General features: G+C 34.8%; 20 protein-coding genes. 4 read left to right on the forward strand and 16 right to left on the reverse strand.

Annotated elements, in window-relative coordinates:
* Nucleotides 1-45 precede the first annotated feature (45 nt).
* The 3 genes from lepA to gpr all read right to left on the reverse strand — a co-directional run bounded on the left by lepA (nt 46) and on the right by gpr (nt 3,905).
* Nucleotides 46-1,881 carry a translation elongation factor 4 gene (gene lepA / locus NCCP28_RS03585; RefSeq protein ID WP_248560010.1) on the reverse strand — a complete coding sequence of 612 codons (1,836 nt, stop codon included), beginning with the start codon at nt 1,879-1,881 and terminating at the stop codon, nt 46-48.
* 368 nt (nt 1,882-2,249) lie between these two features.
* Nucleotides 2,250-2,594 (reverse strand): DUF3679 domain-containing protein, encoded by a 345-nt coding sequence (locus NCCP28_RS03590; RefSeq protein WP_248560011.1) that lies wholly within the window; start codon nt 2,592-2,594, stop codon nt 2,250-2,252.
* Nucleotides 2,595-2,783: 189 nt separating this feature from the next.
* Nucleotides 2,784-3,905: a GPR endopeptidase gene (gene gpr / locus NCCP28_RS03595; RefSeq protein ID WP_248560012.1), complete on the reverse strand. Its 1,122-nt coding sequence runs from the start codon at nt 3,903-3,905 to the stop codon at nt 2,784-2,786.
* 333 nt (nt 3,906-4,238) lie between these two features.
* On the opposite strand from gpr, the gene rpsT reads away from it, so the two are divergent.
* Complete coding sequence (rpsT, locus tag NCCP28_RS03600; RefSeq protein WP_248560013.1) at nt 4,239-4,505, forward strand: 30S ribosomal protein S20; 267 nt, start codon at nt 4,239-4,241, stop codon at nt 4,503-4,505.
* Between the two features lie 79 nt (nt 4,506-4,584).
* Here rpsT and holA read toward each other — a convergent pair whose 3' ends face one another.
* The 4 genes from holA to NCCP28_RS03620 all read right to left on the reverse strand — a co-directional run bounded on the left by holA (nt 4,585) and on the right by NCCP28_RS03620 (nt 10,100).
* Complete coding sequence (holA, locus tag NCCP28_RS03605) at nt 4,585-5,622, reverse strand: DNA polymerase III subunit delta (RefSeq protein WP_248560014.1); 1,038 nt, start codon at nt 5,620-5,622, stop codon at nt 4,585-4,587.
* Nucleotides 5,623-6,177: 555 nt separating this feature from the next.
* Nucleotides 6,178-8,505: a DNA internalization-related competence protein ComEC/Rec2 gene (locus NCCP28_RS03610; RefSeq protein WP_248560015.1), complete on the reverse strand. Its 2,328-nt coding sequence runs from the start codon at nt 8,503-8,505 to the stop codon at nt 6,178-6,180.
* Nucleotides 8,506-8,670: 165 nt separating this feature from the next.
* Nucleotides 8,671-9,258: a ComE operon protein 2 gene (locus tag NCCP28_RS03615; protein WP_248560016.1), complete on the reverse strand. Its 588-nt coding sequence runs from the start codon at nt 9,256-9,258 to the stop codon at nt 8,671-8,673.
* Nucleotides 9,259-9,452: 194 nt separating this feature from the next.
* Nucleotides 9,453-10,100, reverse strand: a complete 648-nt coding sequence (locus tag NCCP28_RS03620) for a helix-hairpin-helix domain-containing protein (RefSeq protein WP_248560017.1) — start codon at nt 10,098-10,100, stop codon at nt 9,453-9,455.
* An 82-nt stretch (nt 10,101-10,182) separates the two neighbouring features.
* On the opposite strand from NCCP28_RS03620, the gene comER reads away from it, so the two are divergent.
* Entirely contained in the window at nt 10,183-11,016 is an 834-nt protein-coding gene (gene comER, locus NCCP28_RS03625; protein ID WP_248560018.1) for a late competence protein ComER, read from the forward strand.
* A gap of 142 nt (nt 11,017-11,158) precedes the next feature.
* On the opposite strand, the gene NCCP28_RS03630 is transcribed toward comER, so the two are convergent.
* The 8 genes from NCCP28_RS03630 to NCCP28_RS03665 form a co-directional block, all read right to left on the reverse strand.
* Nucleotides 11,159-11,905 (reverse strand): class I SAM-dependent DNA methyltransferase, encoded by a 747-nt coding sequence (locus tag NCCP28_RS03630; RefSeq protein ID WP_248560019.1) that lies wholly within the window; start codon nt 11,903-11,905, stop codon nt 11,159-11,161.
* Nucleotides 11,902-12,258, reverse strand: a complete 357-nt coding sequence (rsfS, locus tag NCCP28_RS03635; protein WP_248560020.1) for a ribosome silencing factor — start codon at nt 12,256-12,258, stop codon at nt 11,902-11,904. Before rsfS ends, NCCP28_RS03630 begins: the two co-directional genes overlap by 4 nt.
* Nucleotides 12,259-12,828, reverse strand: a complete 570-nt coding sequence (gene yqeK, locus NCCP28_RS03640) for a bis(5'-nucleosyl)-tetraphosphatase (symmetrical) YqeK (RefSeq protein ID WP_248560021.1) — start codon at nt 12,826-12,828, stop codon at nt 12,259-12,261.
* Nucleotides 12,818-13,390 carry a nicotinate-nucleotide adenylyltransferase gene (locus tag NCCP28_RS03645; RefSeq protein WP_248560022.1) on the reverse strand — a complete coding sequence of 191 codons (573 nt, stop codon included), beginning with the start codon at nt 13,388-13,390 and terminating at the stop codon, nt 12,818-12,820. The genes yqeK and NCCP28_RS03645 overlap by 11 nt, the downstream gene beginning before the upstream one ends.
* A 24-nt stretch (nt 13,391-13,414) precedes the next feature.
* Nucleotides 13,415-13,708: a ribosome assembly RNA-binding protein YhbY gene (yhbY, locus tag NCCP28_RS03650; RefSeq protein ID WP_248560023.1), complete on the reverse strand. Its 294-nt coding sequence runs from the start codon at nt 13,706-13,708 to the stop codon at nt 13,415-13,417.
* Nucleotides 13,701-14,540 (reverse strand): shikimate dehydrogenase, encoded by an 840-nt coding sequence (aroE, locus tag NCCP28_RS03655; protein WP_248560024.1) that lies wholly within the window; start codon nt 14,538-14,540, stop codon nt 13,701-13,703. The genes yhbY and aroE overlap by 8 nt, the downstream gene beginning before the upstream one ends.
* Before the next feature lie 107 nt (nt 14,541-14,647).
* Nucleotides 14,648-15,751: a ribosome biogenesis GTPase YqeH gene (gene yqeH, locus NCCP28_RS03660; protein WP_248560025.1), complete on the reverse strand. Its 1,104-nt coding sequence runs from the start codon at nt 15,749-15,751 to the stop codon at nt 14,648-14,650.
* A 3-nt stretch (nt 15,752-15,754) separates the two neighbouring features.
* Nucleotides 15,755-16,270 (reverse strand): YqeG family HAD IIIA-type phosphatase, encoded by a 516-nt coding sequence (locus NCCP28_RS03665; RefSeq protein ID WP_248560026.1) that lies wholly within the window; start codon nt 16,268-16,270, stop codon nt 15,755-15,757.
* Between the two features lie 412 nt (nt 16,271-16,682).
* On the opposite strand from NCCP28_RS03665, the gene NCCP28_RS03670 reads away from it, so the two are divergent.
* Nucleotides 16,683-16,823: a sporulation histidine kinase inhibitor Sda gene (locus tag NCCP28_RS03670; protein WP_248560027.1), complete on the forward strand. Its 141-nt coding sequence runs from the start codon at nt 16,683-16,685 to the stop codon at nt 16,821-16,823.
* A gap of 36 nt (nt 16,824-16,859) precedes the next feature.
* On the opposite strand, the gene NCCP28_RS03675 is transcribed toward NCCP28_RS03670, so the two are convergent.
* Entirely contained in the window at nt 16,860-17,654 is a 795-nt protein-coding gene (locus NCCP28_RS03675) for a phosphatidylserine decarboxylase (protein ID WP_248560291.1), read from the reverse strand.
* Between the two features lie 120 nt (nt 17,655-17,774).
* Between NCCP28_RS03675 and pssA the strand changes: the two genes are divergently transcribed.
* On the forward strand, nt 17,775-18,314 hold the full coding sequence (gene pssA, locus NCCP28_RS03680; RefSeq protein WP_248560028.1) for a CDP-diacylglycerol--serine O-phosphatidyltransferase: 540 nt from the start codon (nt 17,775-17,777) through the stop codon (nt 18,312-18,314).
* The last annotated feature ends 46 nt before the right edge of the window (nt 18,315-18,360 follow it).

An 18,360-nucleotide genomic window follows, 5' to 3' on the forward strand; every position in this document is an offset into this window, starting at 1 on the left:
AAAAGAGGTTAGCGCCTAACTAGCAGCCTAACCTCGTTCTTTATATTATTTTTTCGTATTGCTGTCATCCATTTTCAGCACAGCCATAAACGCTTCTTGAGGCACTTCTACCGATCCTACTTGCTTCATTCGCTTTTTACCTTCTTTTTGTTTTTCCAAAAGCTTACGTTTACGGGAAATATCACCGCCATAACATTTAGCAAGTACGTTTTTCCTCATCGCTTTTATCGTAGAACGAGCAATAATCTTCTGCCCTACCGCTGCTTGAATCGGCACTTCAAACTGCTGGCGAGGAATAAGCTCTTTCAATTTTTCTACAATCACTTTCCCACGCTCATATGCAAAATCTTTATGAACAATAAAGCTTAATGCATCCACTTGTTCACTGTTTAATAGAATATCCATTTTTACAAGAGTTGATTGCTGATAGCCAATTAGCTCATAGTCAAATGAAGCATACCCTCTTGTATTGGATTTTAATTGATCAAAAAAGTCGTATACTATTTCAGATAAAGGAATCTCATACACGATTTTCACACGTGTTTCATCCATGTATTGCATGTCAATGAATACGCCTCGTTTCAATTGGCATAGTTCCATAATTGCTCCTACATATTCATTAGGGGCCATCATCGTCGCTTTTACATACGGTTCTTCAATGCGTTCAATCTTCTGCGGATCAGGCATTGCAGATGGGTTGTCGACATTGATTTCTGTTCCATCTGTCATAACTACATGATAAATAACACTTGGTGCTGTTGTAATTAAATCAATTTTAAATTCACGCTCAATGCGTTCTTGGATAATTTCCATATGAAGCAATCCTAAGAATCCACAGCGGAATCCAAAACCTAACGCTTGAGATGTTTCTGGTTCAAATTGAAGAGCAGAATCATTTAGCTCTAGCTTCTCTAGCGCTTCACGAAGATCATTAAACTTCGCACTGTCAATTGGGTAAAGGCCACAGTAAACCATCGGATTTAATTTTCTATATCCAGGCAGTGCTTCAGTTGCCCCATTTTTGGCATTTGTAATGGTATCCCCAACACGAGTATCCCCAACATTTTTAATAGCCGCAGTCAAGTACCCTACATCTCCTACAGATAATTCCTTTGTTGGAGTTGATTTTGGTGTAAACACCCCTACTTCAATTACTTCGAACTCTTTGCCTGTTGCCATCATTTTAATTTTATCGCCCAGTTTGACTGTACCATCTACAACACGAATATATGTTACAACCCCACGGTAGGCATCATATAAACTGTCAAAAATAAGCGCTTTAAGAGGAGCTTCAGGATCTCCTTCTGGTGCAGGTACCTTTTCAACAATCTGTTCTAAGATGTCTTCAATTCCTATTCCAGCTTTTGCAGAAGCCAATACTGCATCTTGTGCATCCAGTCCGATTACATCCTCAATTTCATTGCGGACACGTTCTGGATCAGCGCTTGGCAAATCAATCTTATTGATGACTGGAACAATTTCCAAATCATTATCAATCGCCAAATAAACATTGGCCAATGTTTGTGCTTCAATTCCTTGCGCTGCATCTACTACTAAAACAGCTCCTTCGCATGCAGCTAAACTACGAGATACCTCATATGTAAAATCAACATGTCCAGGAGTATCAATTAAATGTAATGTATAGATTTCTCCGTCTTTTGCTTGATATTTTAACTGTACGGAATTCAGCTTTATCGTAATTCCACGTTCCCTCTCTAAATCCATGGAATCAAGCAGCTGATCTTTCATCTCCCTTGCTGTAAGTGCATTGGTTTTTTCTAATATTCTATCAGCCAAAGTAGATTTACCATGATCTATATGAGCAATAATGGAAAAATTCCGGATTTTAGATTGTCTTTTTAGCATTTCGTCTCTGTTCATCTTGTTCACTCCTACAATAATCGCACATGTACACTATTTTTGATTATAGCAGTGTGATTAATAAGATTCAATCAAAACTAATCTAGGCTACTAAATAAATACGCAAACAGCCCTATTTCTAATCAAACTATTCAACAAAACAAGGGTATATTCGTATTCAGGTTGTTATTTAACACATAACCTGAATACGCTTCGCTTTCCGAGAGACGAACGTCGAGCTGCTTTGCTCCTGCAAGGTGCCAAAATCTGTCTCACTAATCCCCCAGAAGTCTACATGTATTTAGGATTCTCCGCACTTCTGAACTGCTTTTCAGATTCTTTTAAAAGCAACAACCTTTTAGAAAATGGCTAAAATAAAAAATGGCCGGCTACTCCTTTTTATCCATCAAATCAGCAGCAATATCCACTCCCTTTTGAACCAGTGAATTCATTCCATCAGCTACGCCTTTCCCCATACTGGAAAATAAATTATATGCTTTCAGTTCTTCTAGTTGCTGTTTCTTTTTTTGCAAATCGTGGCTGGTAACATCCTGACCAAGTACAGATGCTTCTAAATTGCCATCATTTTTTTGAAAACCAAGGGCATTTGCAAACTTTTCATCATCATATCCTTTCATACTTCTTATGCCATTATTTGCCTGCTGCATGCCAAATAGCACACATAAAAACATTACGAGGGCAATTCCTGCTGCGCGTAAAGTAAATCCTTTCATGCTTTTTCCTCCTTCAGCAAAAAATCTATATCAAGTGGACAAATAGAAGAGATTTATGTTTTGCTGTTTTCTAGCACTTCTACTAAAATCCTATGTATTTACTAGAGAAACTAGAACAAATTACTAGAAAGAAAAATAGGAACAGCAGGGTGTTTTTCTCTCCTACTGCCCTTATTTCAATCAAATTGGTTAATGTGTATTAAAACCTACATTTTCTTGATTAATAGCTTGATGCAATGCAGCATTTAAGCCATTTGCAAGGAGATTGGACATATCTTCAATAAATACATCGACTTCCTTTGGTGTAACCATTAAATTATGGCCAATCGGAGACAACACTTCATAAATCAATTTTCTTTTTTCTTCTTCTGGCAGTGTTCCAATAATCCCTAAAAACGTTTTGCGATGATGTTCTTCCGGCAAATCTTCGTCTTTCAATACTTTTTTTTCTCCAAAATTTAATCCTGCAGGCGCTAGCGCTCTAGAAGGTTTATTGCCTTCTTTTAATTCTTTGCCAAAATGCTTTAATATATAGTCTATGGTATCACTTGTAATAGAAACGGCATCAACTACTGTCGGTACACCAATGGCAATGACCGGCCTTCCCAATGTCGCCCCGCTTAACTCTTTTCGTTTATTCCCGACACCAGATCCAGGATGAATGCCTGTATCTGAAACTTGAATGGTAGCATTTACACGTTCAATTGATCTTGACGCAAGGGCATCAACTACAATAATAAAATCAGGATTTGTTTTTTCGACTACTCCTTTAATAATGTCGCTTGTTTCAATGCCGGTCAGGCCCATCACCCCAGGAGCAAGAGCACTGACTGGTCTATATCCTTCTTCTACATTTTCTGGCTGCAGTTCATATAAATGTCTTGTCACCAGCACATTTTCACAAACCTGTGGACCTAATGCATCAGGGGTTACATTCCAATTCCCTAACCCCACGATTAAACAAGAAGCATTCTCTGTTATATTAAGCTGTTTTAAAAATTGCGAGAACTCCTCTGCAAATAATTTTTCCACTTCTCTTTGCAGCTCGCTGTCTTGCTGTCTAATGCCGAGCACTTCTATCGTTAAATACTTCCCCTTTTTTTTGCCGATTAGTTCTTCTCCCTTTTCCGTCACTTCCACGTAAGAGATTTTCATGCCGTTTTCATCTTTTTCTTTAATAATGACACCATCTAATTGAGATTGATTAGGCTCTGTGTGAATTTTACTTTCTGCCTTTAGGGCCAGCTCTTTTGCTTCAATCGCTAAATCAGTTCTTACAGAATACTTGCTTAAATCGATAGAATTTTTCATGTCAATCTCCTCCCAGAACAATAGTTCAATTTATTCCTATCTTTTCCTAGGAACAGAAAAAACATTCATTTAAAAAGCCCATCCTCCACCAATTTATATTGACTAATCAAAGAAGAATAAATTACACTAGTACTTTAGAGAAAGAAAAACATTAAACTTTCGTATAAACAGCTTTTTATAGTAAATATCAAGTTGTTTTCAGCAAATTAAAAGGATAGTATTGCATTATCGATCTGCTTTTGATAAAATATCACTTGTTCTTTAAGTTTGTTTTAGGAATGTAAAATCGAGAGGATATGCCACTCGATGCTTCTTTTTAGGAGGTGAACGTAAATGCCAAATATTAAATCTGCGATTAAACGCGTGAAAACTAGTAATGCTCGTAACGCTCAAAACACTACAGTTAAATCTGCAATGCGTACTGCTGTTAAAAAGGCTGAAGCTGCTATTGCTCTTAATGACGCAACTGCTGCAAATGAAAGTTTTGTAGAAGCTGCTAGTAAATTAGACAAAGCTGCTGCAAAAGGTCTTATTCATAAAAATGCTGCTGCTCGTAAAAAATCTCGTTTAGCGAAAAGAAAAAATGCTATAAACGCTTAATTGAGTGAACGCAGGCTATCATGTAAAATGATAGCCTTTTGTTATGCAAAAAAAACGCGAATTTTTCCATTCGCGTTTTTTAATGAGCTTTTTTATTAAATCGATCATGTATTTGAAAAAAAATCATTTCAATAATCATATGTTTATTCATACTTCCTGTTTTCATCCCATAATCAGCTTCGGCAAATAAGTTGATGCATGCCAACAGTTCTTTTTCGGAAAACCTCTGTGCTTGTCCAGCTGCTAGTTTCACCCGAAATGGATGAACTTTTAAGACAGAGGCTATTTGCTGTTGTCCATAACCCGCTTTAGAAAGTCCTTTCACCTGATAAATCAAACGAAATTGATTTGTTATAATCGCTAATATTTTTAATGGTTCTTCATTTTGTTTCATAAGATCATAGTAGATGCGTAATGCATCCTCTATTTTCCTTGAAATAATCTTATCTACCAATGAAAATATATTTTGCTCCAATGATTTTGCAACTAGCTCCTCCACAATTTCTTTTGTGATTAAATGAGAATCTTGCACATACAATGCCATTTTATCTACTTCACTTGTTAATAAAAAAAGATTTGTTCCAGCAAGGTGAAGCATTGTGTCAAGCGCTTCTTCATCCATTTCTACTTTATTAAATGCAGCTCTTTGCCTCATCCATTTTTTTAATTCTGCTTCGGTTAGCTTTTTGGCCTCTAACACTTCTGCATTCTTTTTAAGTTCTTTTGTAATTTTTTTTCTTTCATCTAACTTTTCAAAACTCCCAATAAGCAAAAGGATTGTATAAGGAGGTGGCTCTTTTAAATACACTTCTAATTTTTTTATGTCATGTTCTACTTTTGACTTTGTTTTTTCTGCAGTCAAAAAAAATGGATTATGCAAAACAATAATTTTTCTCTCTCCAAAAAAGGGAATGGTTTCCGCATCTTCCAATATTGCTTCTATTGGCGTCTCTTCTAAATCATAAGAAGATAAGTTAAAATCTTCTTCATTTATATCAATTGCTGATTGAATTAATAATTGTTTTGTTTCATTTATTAAAAAAGTTTCAGCACCATAAAATAAGTAGATGGACGAAAACCTTTTCTTTTTTATATTTTTCCATAATTCTTCTACCATAAAATTCTCCCCATAAAAATTTTTAGCCTATCCTTTTCTCCTATCCTAAAGAAGCTTTTCTCTTTTTACAAGTGGCAAACAAAATATCTGTTTTATTTGTTTTTTCTTCTATTTATTTCTATGCTTCTAAAAATAGAAAAAGGATATAATGAAAATCCATATTTGCAAGTATAATGGAACAATTTATCCATTTATATAAATGCATGATGGATTCTCTTTATTATATCCTCTTTCGATCTATGATGAACATTGCTTAATAAGGCCTAGGATACTTATTAAGCAACGGTGCGACATGATTATACTATTCCCTCAAACCTCTGCCTCTATTTGTGTAAAGTCTTGTCATTTAGGGAATGGTTGTGTTAAGTATTTCCTTTAAATTAGTTCATCTAAAAATAAATCAGCGCATGTTAGAGCCTTTCTGCTTTATTATTACTTATATGTTTTTCATAAAAAAAAGAAAAAAGCAATTAGATTTTTTCCTTGCTAATACATGTATGCTGCAAGCTAAGATTGGGAGAATCCCCCTTAGATTCATTGCTTCTTGCTTTTAGTTTATGGCAATTGCATAAAAAAGGTGCCTTTCTTATTTGAAAATTTATAGGTTATTTCACCATTTAAATCTGTTCTCCATACAGTAATATGCGCTTTTTGCAGTCTATCAATAACTGCTTTATGAGGATGGCCATAACGATTATTTTTTCCTGCAGAAATAATTGCCGCTTTTGGATCAACTTTTTGAAGAAATCTTTCCGAAGTTGATGTTTTGCTGCCATGATGCCCAATTTTTAAAATATCCGTTTGAAGATTAGGATATCTGCTTAATAATAATTGTTCTCCGCTTTCCTCCAAATCACCTGTGAACAGCCAATTTAAACCACCTATTTTGGCTTTTATGACAATAGATGCATCATTTTTATTTTCTATATTTTCTGTTAGAGGAGATAGAATATGAAAGCGAGTATCCCCACTTAAAAATGATTGTCCCCCTCTTACATAGGAAACAGGAATTCTTTTTTGAGCTGCAAGCTGCAAAATCTCCTTTTCCTCTTTTCCAGGTTCAAGATTTGTTTGGGGAAATACGATTTCTTTTACTCTAATTGAAGAAATCACTGCTAAACTGCCGCCAATATGGTCTAAATCCCCATGTGTCAATATTAATTTATCAATTGTCGCAATGCCTTTGCTTTTTAAAAAAGGGACTAATGTATCCTTTCCTACTTCATATGGATTGTTTCTTCTCTGCCACTCTTCTTTATCGAACTCTATGGTTCCCCCTGTATCAATTAAATAAATGCCTTGATGCTCCGGAAGCTTAATTAAAATACTATCTCCTTGCCCAACATCAATAAAAGAGACTTCTCCCTCTGCGTGATAATAATTCCCCATCACCTGCATTAAAACTAAGCAAAACGGAATAAATAATAAACAAATGCGGCTCGGACCGTTATTTTTTTCGAATTGATAAAAAAAAATAATCGACGCTGCAAGATAAAAAAACAGCATAAAATTAGAAGGTTTCCCCAATATAACAGTGCTGGATGGCAAGGAAGATACTTGAATAATTAAACGATTGGAATAAGATAAAACCACATCCATTGGCAACAATAAAATATCTATCATAAAAGGAACAAAAAAGGAAAAGACAAACACAACTAATAAATAGGGAAGAACAATAATGGAATAGAATGGAATATACACTACATTGGCCAAAAGGGATAACGTGGGAATTTCATAAAAATAAGATAAAATAATAGGCACTACAGAAAACTCAGAAACAAATGTAGGAAATAACAGTTTATACATAATATTAGAGGATAAATGAATAAAAATAGAAGAAGAAAGCAGCAAAAACAAACAGACAGTAAAAGATAAGATAAAACCAACATCAAAAATCACTTTTGGCTGAAAAAAAATATAAAAAAGAAAAACAAAACTTAACAGATCAATGGAAGGAAATGAGCGAAGTGTTTTTGCTTTTAACTTAAGAAGAACGAGCATAGAAGTGGCCACTGCACGAATTACACTGGGACTTAGTCCTGTCAACACAGCATATATCGGCAATATAATCAACATAATTGTAGTAGCTTTTTCTTTAGTAATTCCAAAACGGATCATCAAAAAATAAAAAATAGCAATAAGGATAATGATATGCGATCCTGAGATAGCTAATAAATGAATAATCCCCAATCTCTGAAAAGCGGTTTGAATCCCTTCATCCATCAACTGTCTATCTCCAAATATAAGCGCAACAGCAACCCCTTTTGTTTCTTCAGAAAACTTTTTTTCTATCCACTTTATGCCTGATTGCCTTTCTGCTTCGATCAGATGGATAAGGTTAACCGAAGAATCCAAACAAGTTTCAATTGTAAATGCATCTGCTTTTACATTCCAATAAATTGAATGATTCCATAAATACTTTTTATAATCAAAACTAAATTCATTTCTTGCAGAAGCTGGTTTCTCTAACTTACCTATTGCTAAACATCTGCTTCCAAGCAAAGAAAGCTTTTCAATCTCTTCTTTTTCCGCTTCAGATTTTATTTTATAGGAAAAGTGTATCTTTTCATTTGTTGTCACTTCTTTTGCAACGCCTTTTAACATATCGCCATCCACTGTCGGTTCTTCTAAAAAAAGAATAGTGAACTTTGTAGCAGTCGGAAGCAAGCGGGAAAAAGAAAGACGATTTTCCAAGTCGGCACGAAAAAAAAATAATCCAAAAATAAAAAATAGGGCGCCCAGAGAAATTAACGTAAATTTTTTTGATACAAAAAGCCACAAAACATAAAGAAAAAATACAAAAAGAAAAAAATACAAGTGCAGAAAAACACATAAATAAGCAAACAAACCTGCTATACTAAAATACAATATTCTATTTCTCATCACATGCAATCACCTTTTAAAGAAATTAATGATCTTTTTCTAAAAGCAAACTTAATACTCAGCAAGGTGTTTCTATGTCTTTTATGCAGAAAAATTCCATCTCCTCCTGTCTCCATACCCTCCTGCTCTGCTAATTTATCCTGTACATGCAGGAGAGAAATGCTATCACTTTAAGATGCCTTCAGAAAGTGCCCCTGCGAATAATACCTTCGCTTGCTCTTTCAATTCTTTTAGCTCTAGAGCATCCATATCTGTATCCTTTAGCTTGTCCACTAGTTTCTCTACAAAAAATTGTTTTTCTGCTTGATGTTTATCAAATACTACTTCCTTGTTAGAAACTTGCACCATAGAAATGCCCGCTTGCGTAAACAGTTCTATTGCATATGGATGATTTTTATAATCATTTGCATAATAAACCGTTTTAATGCCTGCTTGTATAATTGCTTTGCAGCATTGCAGGCAAGGAAAGTGTGTTACATAAATATCTGCTCCTTCTGCTGCTACACCAAACTTGGCACACTGCAATAATGCATTCATTTCTGCATGAATTGTGCGCACGCAATGATTATCGATAACATAACAGCCTTCATCTATGCAATGAACTCCCCCTGTAATGCTTCCATTATAGCCCCCTGCAATAATTCGTTTATCTCGAACAATGGTTGCACCAACAGCAAGTCTTGTACATGTGCTCCTTAAAGCAAGCAGCTCACTTTGTGCCATAAAATACTCATCCCATGAAATTCTGTTCATTATTCCACCTACCTGCTTCCTCATTAAATATATATTGATTATAACGTGATACTGCCTTTTTCGATAGTGAACTTTTCCTATAGAAACTGAATGCTTATGAATAGTACACTAAATATTTTGGCGTTTATTTATCAAATTCAAAAGCCAGCAATCTTTTTCCGTATTTTTTTAAAAAATAGATTGCATAACATTCATTAATTCACTGTAATTAAATCCGCTAATTTTTCATAGGTCTTTTCGCCAATGCCACTGATTTTTTTTAAATCTTCTTTGGAGGAAAATCCTCCATTGCTCTCCCGATATTCAATAATGGTCTCTGCTTTGGCAGGGCCTATTCCAGGCAGTTCATCTAACTCAGCTGCTGTTGCCTTGTTTAAATCAACTGCTCCCCCATTGCTGCTTCCATTTTCAGCTGCCCCGCCCGTATTTACGAAACTTTCCGTACTGCCCCCTGCCCCTTCTTCTCCTTTATACGGTACATGAATAACCATTTCATCAGCTACTTTTAATGCTAGATTTATTCCGTTTTCTTCTCCCTGCTCCGTTATTCCTCCTGCTTTTTTTATTATATCGACTACTCGATCTCCTTGAAGAGCTTCATATACACCAGGACGTTTTACCGCCCCTTTTACATCAACAATTAACGTTTCTTTTGTTTTGTCTTCTTGTTCCTCCTCCATCCCCTCCTCTTTTATCTCCAAGTCCTCTGTGTCATAAATTGGAGCCGCTATTTGACTTTGTTGATTTGCAAAAAGATTTGGATATATTTTGTAGCCAATAAATATAAAGATAACGGCTGCAATGATTAAAATCCCTTGATATTTTTTTGCCCAATTCATCATTATCATCCTTTCTAGGTATATTCTTGTCATCGAATTCATATCGTTATATGAGAAACCGCTCATTTTAGGGGGGGAAGGACAGATGAAAATCGGAATAATTGGTACGGGAAATATGGGGAGAATACTGATTGAGTCAATGCTTGATAGCAAGGCAATTTCCCCCGATTCACTATTGATTCATAATCGAACAAAAAGCAAAGCTTTACAAATTAAAAAAAGTTATCCCGACATTGTTGTTTATGATGATTTTATAGAGGTGGCAAAGGCTAGCGACGTCGTTTTTTTGTGCATCAAGCCACGTGATTCTATCATGCTTGCAAAAAAACTGACGCCATATATTACAGATGATATGTGCGTTGTTTCCATTACAAGCCCGATTAATGCAGAAGATTTGGAGGTCTTTTTTACATGTTCTGTTGCAAGAATTATTCCAAGCATTACAAATAGGGCATTAACAGGTGTCAGTTTATTTTCTTTCGGAAAACAATGTACAGAAGAATGGAAAAAAACATTAACCATGATATTCGAAAAATTTTCAAGCCCTTATATAATTGATAAAAATATCACAAGAGCAGCTTCTGATATCGTCAGCTGCGGCCCAGCTTTTTTCAGCTATTTAACACAGCGGTTTATAGACGGAGCTGTAGAGGAAACAGAAATGGACAGCAAAACAGCAACATTGCTTGCAAGTGAGATGCTGATTGGCCTTGGAGAACTGCTAAAAAAACGTTATTATACATTGCCTACTTTACAAGAAAAGGTTTGTGTCAAAGGTGGGATTACTGGAGTTGGGATTGACATATTGGAGAAAAATTTGGGAGATACCTTTAATCAGCTATTTCATGCAACACACGAAAAGTTCGCAGAAGATGTGGAATTGGTGCAAAACGCCATGCTCGCAGCAAAAGATACTTAATAGCCTATCCAAATAAATAAATTCGATATAGTCAACAAATATCCTTCTTTTTTATTTTTTTCTAGCATTTTTATTCATTTAGCACATATGTTAGATAGCATAAAAAAATGACTGGAGAAACAATCCTCTAGTCATCTTTTTATTATGCTTTTTGGCAAAGGAAAAAAATTCTTTCTCCATTTTCTTTGCTTTCTTTTTCATTAAAATCAACTATAATGTCCACAAGACGGAAATCATTTTCTTTTAGCCATGTTTTATATTGATCAATGGAATAGGTTCTCTGACAATGAAGTTCATCATAGCGATGATACATCCCAGATTCCTCATCTAACTCAAAAAAGGTTAAATCATGCTCTACACTATTCTTATACTCTCCAGGATAGCATTGCCAAATTAAACTTAATTCTTCATCATTGACTGCATAGGTTTGATTGATGAAAAGAGCATTCATTTTATACAAGGAATGAACATCGAATATAAATAGTCCTTTTTCGTCTAAATGGCGATGGACTCCTTTGAATGTTTCGATAACCTCTTCTTCTGTTTGCAAATAATTTAAAGAATCACAAAAAACCCCAATAATATCAAATGATGGAAGACCTTCTAACTTGGACATATCTTGTTCGATATAAAAAATGGACTGCCCTTGTTTATTCGTTTTATCTTGGGCCACACTTAGCATATCTTCTGAGAGATCCACTCCTGTTACTTGAAAGCCTCGCTCTGCAAGACTTATGGATAATTCTCCTGTTCCACATGCAAGATCCAAAAGGTGATTGCCTGAAATATTGTATTTCTCTTTAGCATCTGCAATTAGTTCTACCCATTTTCCATATGGCACATCGCTCATTAGCCTATCATATAGATAGGCAAATCTGCCGTACGTCATTGACTAATCTCACTTTGTATATTTTCGATAGGTGCATCTCCCCATAATCGTTCTAGATTATAGTACGTTCTTTCATCTCGGTGGAATACATGCACAACAATATCTCCTAAATCAACAAGAATCCATTTTGCTTCTTGAAAACCTTCTAGCCTTTTGACATTTACGCCGATTTCTGAGCATTTATCTTTTATTTCACTTGCAATTGCTTGTACCTGTTTATCCGAGTTGCCATGACAAATAATAAAATAGTCCGATACAAGGGAAATGCCTTTCATATTAAGAGCCACAATATTCTCCGCTCTTTTATCATCCGCTGCTTTCACAGCAGTTACTAGTAATTTACGATCATCCATCTATTCATCCTCCATTTTCATTACGATGCTGTTATACATTTGAAAAGTCAGCGGAAAAACCGGCCGATTATTTTGTATAAGAAAACCCATCGTATTTTTTACCGATTTAATAAATCCTTGATGAAAATCAACATTTGTCAATTCTCGCACTTCCTCTACCCCTGGGAACGCTCTATTCGGTTCGATATAGTCTGCTAAATAAATAATTTTCTCAAGCATACTCATCCCTGGTTTGCCTGAAGTATGGTATTTGATTGCCTGTAAGATCTCTTGGTCATGAATGCCTGCTTCCTTTTCCACAAGATAGGCGCCGACCGGGGCATGCCATAATTCAGAATGAAACTCCAAAAGAACAGGATCCATCTTTTGCTCTACAATAATTTGTTTCATTTCTTCTTTTGGGCGGAATTTGGCGTAATCATGAAATATAGCAGCAAGTTCTGCCTTTTCTGGATTTACTCCATATTTTCCAGCAAGTTTAACAGCCGTTTCCATGACTCCAATCGTATGCACATATCGATGCTCTGTTAAATGTTCTTTCACAATCGCTAATGCTTGTTCACGCTTCATAAAGATGATTCTCCTCAATATATCTCTTTACATTATCTTTCGTTAGATACTGAATAGTGTCCCCTTTTTTTAAACGCTCCCGAATTAAATTAGAAGAAATATCAATGGCAGGCACATCTACATAACGGACAGGATAGGCTGTTTCATTGCTGTATTGTGGACGATTTACACTAATAAATTGAATAATCTCTACTAATTCCTCAATCTTATACCAATTCGGCAAATATTCGACCATATCTCCGCCAATGATAAAATGAAAATCTATATGCGGATGCACTTCTTTTAATATTTTCATTGTATCAAACGTATAAGACTTGCCTTCCCGATTCATCTCTATCGTTTCTATTCGAAAGTTCGGATGGTCTTCTATTGCTAAATGAAGCATCTCTATACGATTTTGATTCGAAACATTCCCTGCTTTTATTTTATGTGGAGGTTCTTGATTTGGCATAAACCAGATCTCATCCAATCTTTCATGATGCAGCACTTCATTTGCGATGATGAGATGTCCAATATGAGGGGGATCAAAAGTCCCTCCCAATATTCCAATCCTTTTTTTCAAAGAAATCCCCTCTTTTTACAAAAGTTAAGATGGTAAATTTATCGTTTTATTTTCTTTCGACTCTTTATATAACACAATTGTCGATCCGATAATTTGCACCAGCTCGCTTTTCGTGCCTTTTACAAGCTGTGCTGCCACCGTTTCTTTATCTTCGTCACAATTTTGCAGGATGCTGACTTTCAGCAATTCTCTTACTTCTAAAGCATCTGCTATCTGTGTAATCATATTTTCATTTACCCCGCCTTTTCCCACTTGAAAAATTGGGTTTAAATGATGTGCCTTTGCACGTAAAAATCTTTTTTGTTTGCCTCTAAGCATCAAAGTTGCCTCCTAATTGTTTTAACACATTTCTTTTCATACGTTCTGTATCCGGAAAAATACCGGTCCATTTTTCAAAAGCTAACGCCCCTTGAAAAACAAACATTTCCAATCCATTTTGCACTATTGCTCCCTTCATTTTTGCGTCATAAAGCAATTTAGTTTCTAATGGATTATATATTATATCACTAACTAGCGAGTTGCTGTTTAAATTCTCAAGAGAAATTGGCTGCTCTTTTATATATGGCGACATTCCAATTGAAGTCGTTTGAATAATCAAATCATATTCCCCGCATTTCTCTTTTGCCGACTGCAAATTCAGAACTTCTGTTTCTACAGAATAAGGACAGGCTTTTTTGAGATTCTCTGCTTTTTCTAATGTTCGATTAACAATATCAATTTTTTGTACTTTTTCGTGTGCAAGTGTAAAATAAATCGCTCTTGCTGCTCCACCTGCACCAATCATCATTACCTTTTTATCAGTTAAAACAGGAAGCAAAGTTAAAAGCCCTCTCACATAACCATAACCATCTGTATTATAGCCAACCCACTTGCCATTTTCATTTACTACTGTATTTACTGCCCCAATCGCTTGGCTTAAAGGATCCAGTTCATCCAAAAAAGGAATAATATCTGATTTATGCGGCACTGTAATATTAAAACCAGCAATGCCCATCTCTTTTAGCTGTGAAAGTCCTTCTTTTAGCATCCCTTTTTTGATATGAAACAAATCATACTGTGCTTCTATTTGATAAAAATGAAATAAATCATTATGCATAACAGGTGACATACTATGTGCGATAGGATCTCCAATAACTACATATTTTTTCATTTTCTGCTCTCCCGAACTTTTTATTCTTTTGTAGTAGAAAGTAGCAACTATCCCATTGATGCAGTATATGTTTAGCTTCTAAACGATGGGAATGCTGTAGCCATTCCTTAAATCAGTGATTTTCTAATCATCGCATGTACCCCTTTTGGCACATACACAGATATTTGGATATTTGGTTCATTTACAGTAATCCACCCTAATCCTGAAAATACAATATCTGTTTTTGCTTCTTTTATAGTAAAATCATGTTTTACAAGTTTCGGAAATTGATCCAATTGCTCTACTCGAGGTGGTGTGAGCATTTCCCCAACATGTTTGTCATATAATTCTTGAGCTTTTTCGGTTTTCGTGCGATGGATATTAATTTCATTGGAGAAATAACAAACAAATGCTTGTTTTTGCCCTTTTACAAAATCAAAGCGTGCTAATCCGCCCAAAAATAAAGTTTGTCCATCATTCAACTGGTAAATTTTCGCTTTAATCTCTTTTTTCGGCGTAATATATTTTAAATCTCGTTTATCTACATAATGGGCCATTTGATGATGATTAATAATCCCAGGCGTATCTACTAGCGCTTTTCCGTCCGATAATGGAATTTCAATAATATCCAATGTCGTTCCTGGAAAATGAGAAGTTGTAATAATATCTTCCTCACCAGATACTTCCTTTAAAATTCGATTAATAAATGTTGATTTACCGACATTTGTACAGCCAACCACATATACATCCTTGCCTTTTCGATATTGCTCTATTGCTTCCACTACCTCTTGGATCATTTGTCCTTTTTCGGCACTAACTAAAAAAACATCTTCAGGTTTTAATCCAAGCTCTTTTGCTTCTTTTTTCATCCAATTGATTACTTTTTGCTTTTTCACCGATTTCGGCAGTAAATCTACTTTATTTCCCACTAGCAGTACTTTATTTTTTCCTGTAAAGCGATGCAAACCAGGCAGCCAGCTCCCATTAAAATCAAAAATATCAACAATCTTAACAATAAGGCTGTCGCTTTGGCCAATTTCATTTAATATTTTTAAGAAATCGCTATCTGTTAACGAGACATCCTGCACTTCATTATAATGTTTTAATCGAAAGCACCTTTGGCAAATAATTACTTCTTTTTCTAAAGCAGAGGGCGGAGCATATCCTAAATCGTCACGCTTATCTGTTTGAATTTCTACTCCACAACCTATGCAATGTATCTTTTCTGTCACTTATTAATCCTCCCAAGTTATCTTTCCTTTTTTGCGAAACCAGTTTAATATTCTTCTTTCAATTGTTCGATTGATTTTCGTAAAAAAACCATCTGTCTGTGCTACAGGCACCACTAAAATAGTATGGAATCCACTGCGGTTGCCTCCAAGTACATCTGTTAATAATTGGTCGCCAATAACAACTGCTTCTTCTTTTTTTATATCCATTTGTAAAATTGCCTTTTTAAAAGCCCGTCCCATCGGTTTTCTTGCGGCAAATATAAATGGGATATTTAAAGGATCAGAAAAAGCCTTTACTCTTCCTTCCTTATTATTAGAAACAATTGTTACTTTTATCTTATTTCTTTTCATTTCTTCAAACCATTCAATGATTTTAGGCGTTGCAAGAGGACGATCCCACTCAACCAATGTATTATCAAGATCGGTTATAACCCCTTTTATCCCCTTTTCTTTTAATGCTTCCGGGGTAATTTCAAATATATTTTTTACATGCTGATCTGGTAAAAAATCATTTAACAATTTATATGCACCTCTTTAAGATAATGGCTTTCCGTTGTTTTCAAAGCTTTAGCCTGCTAGTAAAAATTTTAAAACAAAGTTATATTATACCGTTTTATACACATAAAGTGAATCGAACATTCATGCAAACCGTAAAACAAGAATAAAAGCAGTTAGAACTATTTTTTTTTAAAATATCTAAATATTTTTCGACAAAAACCGTATATTTCTTTGGATGTGGATAACATTGTACACATATTCACTATTGATGAACATACTCTGCTTTTAGTTTTAAACAACTTAATCACAGGTTATCCACTTATTATTGTGGATAACCGAACAGTTGTTCTTACTGTTTATTTTTGTTAAAGTAATGGTATAGAAAAAACAAGCTATCAAACAATGAGCTTAGTGAATGGAGGTGAGTTCTGACATGCGCAAACTGTCAGATGAATTGTTAATTGAGTCTTATCATAAAGCAAGAGAACTTAAACTCAACCCTGAATTTATACGTCTCATTGAAACAGAGATTCACCGACGTTCATTAACTAATAAAATAAGAGTGTCATCCTAATAAAAAGCCCAATAGATGGGCTTTTTATCATTATTATTATTTACTTTTCCCACTAAGTTCCCCAATTACTTCCCCTATTTTAACTGGATATGGAGTAGAAAGAAAGTCTTTGCTTCTAAAAGTTTCTTTTTCGAATAATAATATAACAGTTGATCCAAATGAAAAATAAGCCATTTCTTCTCCCTTGTTCACTTTTTCTTTTTGATGGCTAAGTATAATGGAATTAATAAACATCGCTCCTACTTTTACAATCGCAATATGATGATTATCCTGTGTTTTGACTTCCGTGATTGTCCGATAATTTTTTGCAAGGGGGCTTCTTCCAAATTTTAATCCCCATTTATTAACAGGGTAAGACTTCTCTCCTAATGTCCAGCGTTTGGTCACCTGCCCAGATACAGGACTATGTATACGATGATAATGGCTTGGGCTTAAATAAAAAATAATGAAAGTGCCTCCTGTATATTTATCCACCATTTCTTTATTTCCCAGCATTTCAGAAATGGAATAGACTTTGTCTTTCACATGAATCGTTTTGTTTCCTGTAATTATTCCCATCTCTTCAATAATGGCGTCCACTGGACTAATAACTTCTTTTTTGCTGAAAAGGCTGTTTCTTGTTCCGTTCTTCAATTTTCTAATAAAAAAGTCATGAAGATTATTGTAGGAAGTCAAATCTTTTTCCATTTCGTCTATATTTATTTTGTATACCTTTGCAAACGACGGTATAATAAAAGAACTCGCTTTAGAATGAGCAAATTTCATAATCAAATAAGAACTCCATTTACCATTTGTTAATTCTATAAAAAATTTATATAGATAAGATTTCAATTCAGCAATTCCTCCATAAAAATTATTTTTCTTTGCGAACAATCATATACTACCTTAAAATTATATATTATTATATAAATAAAAGTTGTATGAAAAATTTTCATACTAGGAGTGAATAAAATGTTTCTACCCAATGCTTTAGATCAAACTTTAAAAAAGTTTAAATCGCAAGTGGCAAATTGCCTTACTTTAATGAACTTATGTTTAGGCGGATTTTCTATTATAACGAGTTTTAAAGGCCATATCCCGCTAAGTATATTATTGATTTTTATTGCTGCACTTTTAGATAGATTAGATGGGATGGCAGCAAGAAAATTTAATATCGAATCAGAATTAGGCAAACAATTAGATTCAATGAGCGACATTATCTCTTTTGGTGTGGCGCCAGCTGTTTTAGTATATCAAGGGGTGCTCTTTGATTTAGGGTCACCTGGTTCCTTTTTTACTGTTCTATATATTTGCTGTGGCGCGTTTCGTTTAGCAAGATTTAATATTACCGAAAACAACGGCTACTTTACTGGCCTGCCTATCACTGCAGCAGGCTGCATTCTTACCTTTATTTGCTTAGGAGTTAGTTTTATTCCTGCACACCTTTACTTATTTTTAATACTTGTCCTTTCTATTTTAATGATTGCTAATTTTAGATGGAAAAAAATATAGCTGCATTTGAAAAACGCCTTTAGCAAAAGGCGTTTTTTTGTAGCTG

This window comes from Niallia sp. NCCP-28, assembly GCF_023168165.1.
Lineage (GTDB): Bacteria > Bacillota > Bacilli > Bacillales > Cytobacillaceae > Niallia.

Excerpts from the sequence above, each read along its gene's own strand:
- lepA (WP_248560010.1), bottom strand. The coding sequence starts at position 1,881 with ATGAACAGAGACGAAATGCTAAAAAGACAATCTAAAATCCGGAATTTT.
- NCCP28_RS03590 (WP_248560011.1), bottom strand. The coding sequence starts at position 2,594 with ATGAAAGGATTTACTTTACGCGCAGCAGGAATTGCCCTCGTAATGTTT.
- gpr (WP_248560012.1), bottom strand. The coding sequence starts at position 3,905 with ATGAAAAATTCTATCGATTTAAGCAAGTATTCTGTAAGAACTGATTTA.
- rpsT (WP_248560013.1), top strand. The coding sequence starts at position 4,239 with ATGCCAAATATTAAATCTGCGATTAAACGCGTGAAAACTAGTAATGCT.
- holA (WP_248560014.1), bottom strand. The coding sequence starts at position 5,622 with ATGGTAGAAGAATTATGGAAAAATATAAAAAAGAAAAGGTTTTCGTCC.
- NCCP28_RS03610 (WP_248560015.1), bottom strand. The coding sequence starts at position 8,505 with ATGAGAAATAGAATATTGTATTTTAGTATAGCAGGTTTGTTTGCTTAT.
- NCCP28_RS03615 (WP_248560016.1), bottom strand. The coding sequence starts at position 9,258 with ATGAACAGAATTTCATGGGATGAGTATTTTATGGCACAAAGTGAGCTG.
- NCCP28_RS03620 (WP_248560017.1), bottom strand. The coding sequence starts at position 10,100 with ATGATGAATTGGGCAAAAAAATATCAAGGGATTTTAATCATTGCAGCC.
- comER (WP_248560018.1), top strand. The coding sequence starts at position 10,183 with ATGAAAATCGGAATAATTGGTACGGGAAATATGGGGAGAATACTGATT.
- NCCP28_RS03630 (WP_248560019.1), bottom strand. The coding sequence starts at position 11,905 with ATGACGTACGGCAGATTTGCCTATCTATATGATAGGCTAATGAGCGAT.
- rsfS (WP_248560020.1), bottom strand. The coding sequence starts at position 12,258 with ATGGATGATCGTAAATTACTAGTAACTGCTGTGAAAGCAGCGGATGAT.
- yqeK (WP_248560021.1), bottom strand. The coding sequence starts at position 12,828 with ATGAAGCGTGAACAAGCATTAGCGATTGTGAAAGAACATTTAACAGAG.
- yhbY (WP_248560023.1), bottom strand. The coding sequence starts at position 13,708 with ATGCTTAGAGGCAAACAAAAAAGATTTTTACGTGCAAAGGCACATCAT.
- aroE (WP_248560024.1), bottom strand. The coding sequence starts at position 14,540 with ATGAAAAAATATGTAGTTATTGGAGATCCTATCGCACATAGTATGTCA.
- NCCP28_RS03670 (WP_248560027.1), top strand. The coding sequence starts at position 16,683 with ATGCGCAAACTGTCAGATGAATTGTTAATTGAGTCTTATCATAAAGCA.
- pssA (WP_248560028.1), top strand. The coding sequence starts at position 17,775 with ATGTTTCTACCCAATGCTTTAGATCAAACTTTAAAAAAGTTTAAATCG.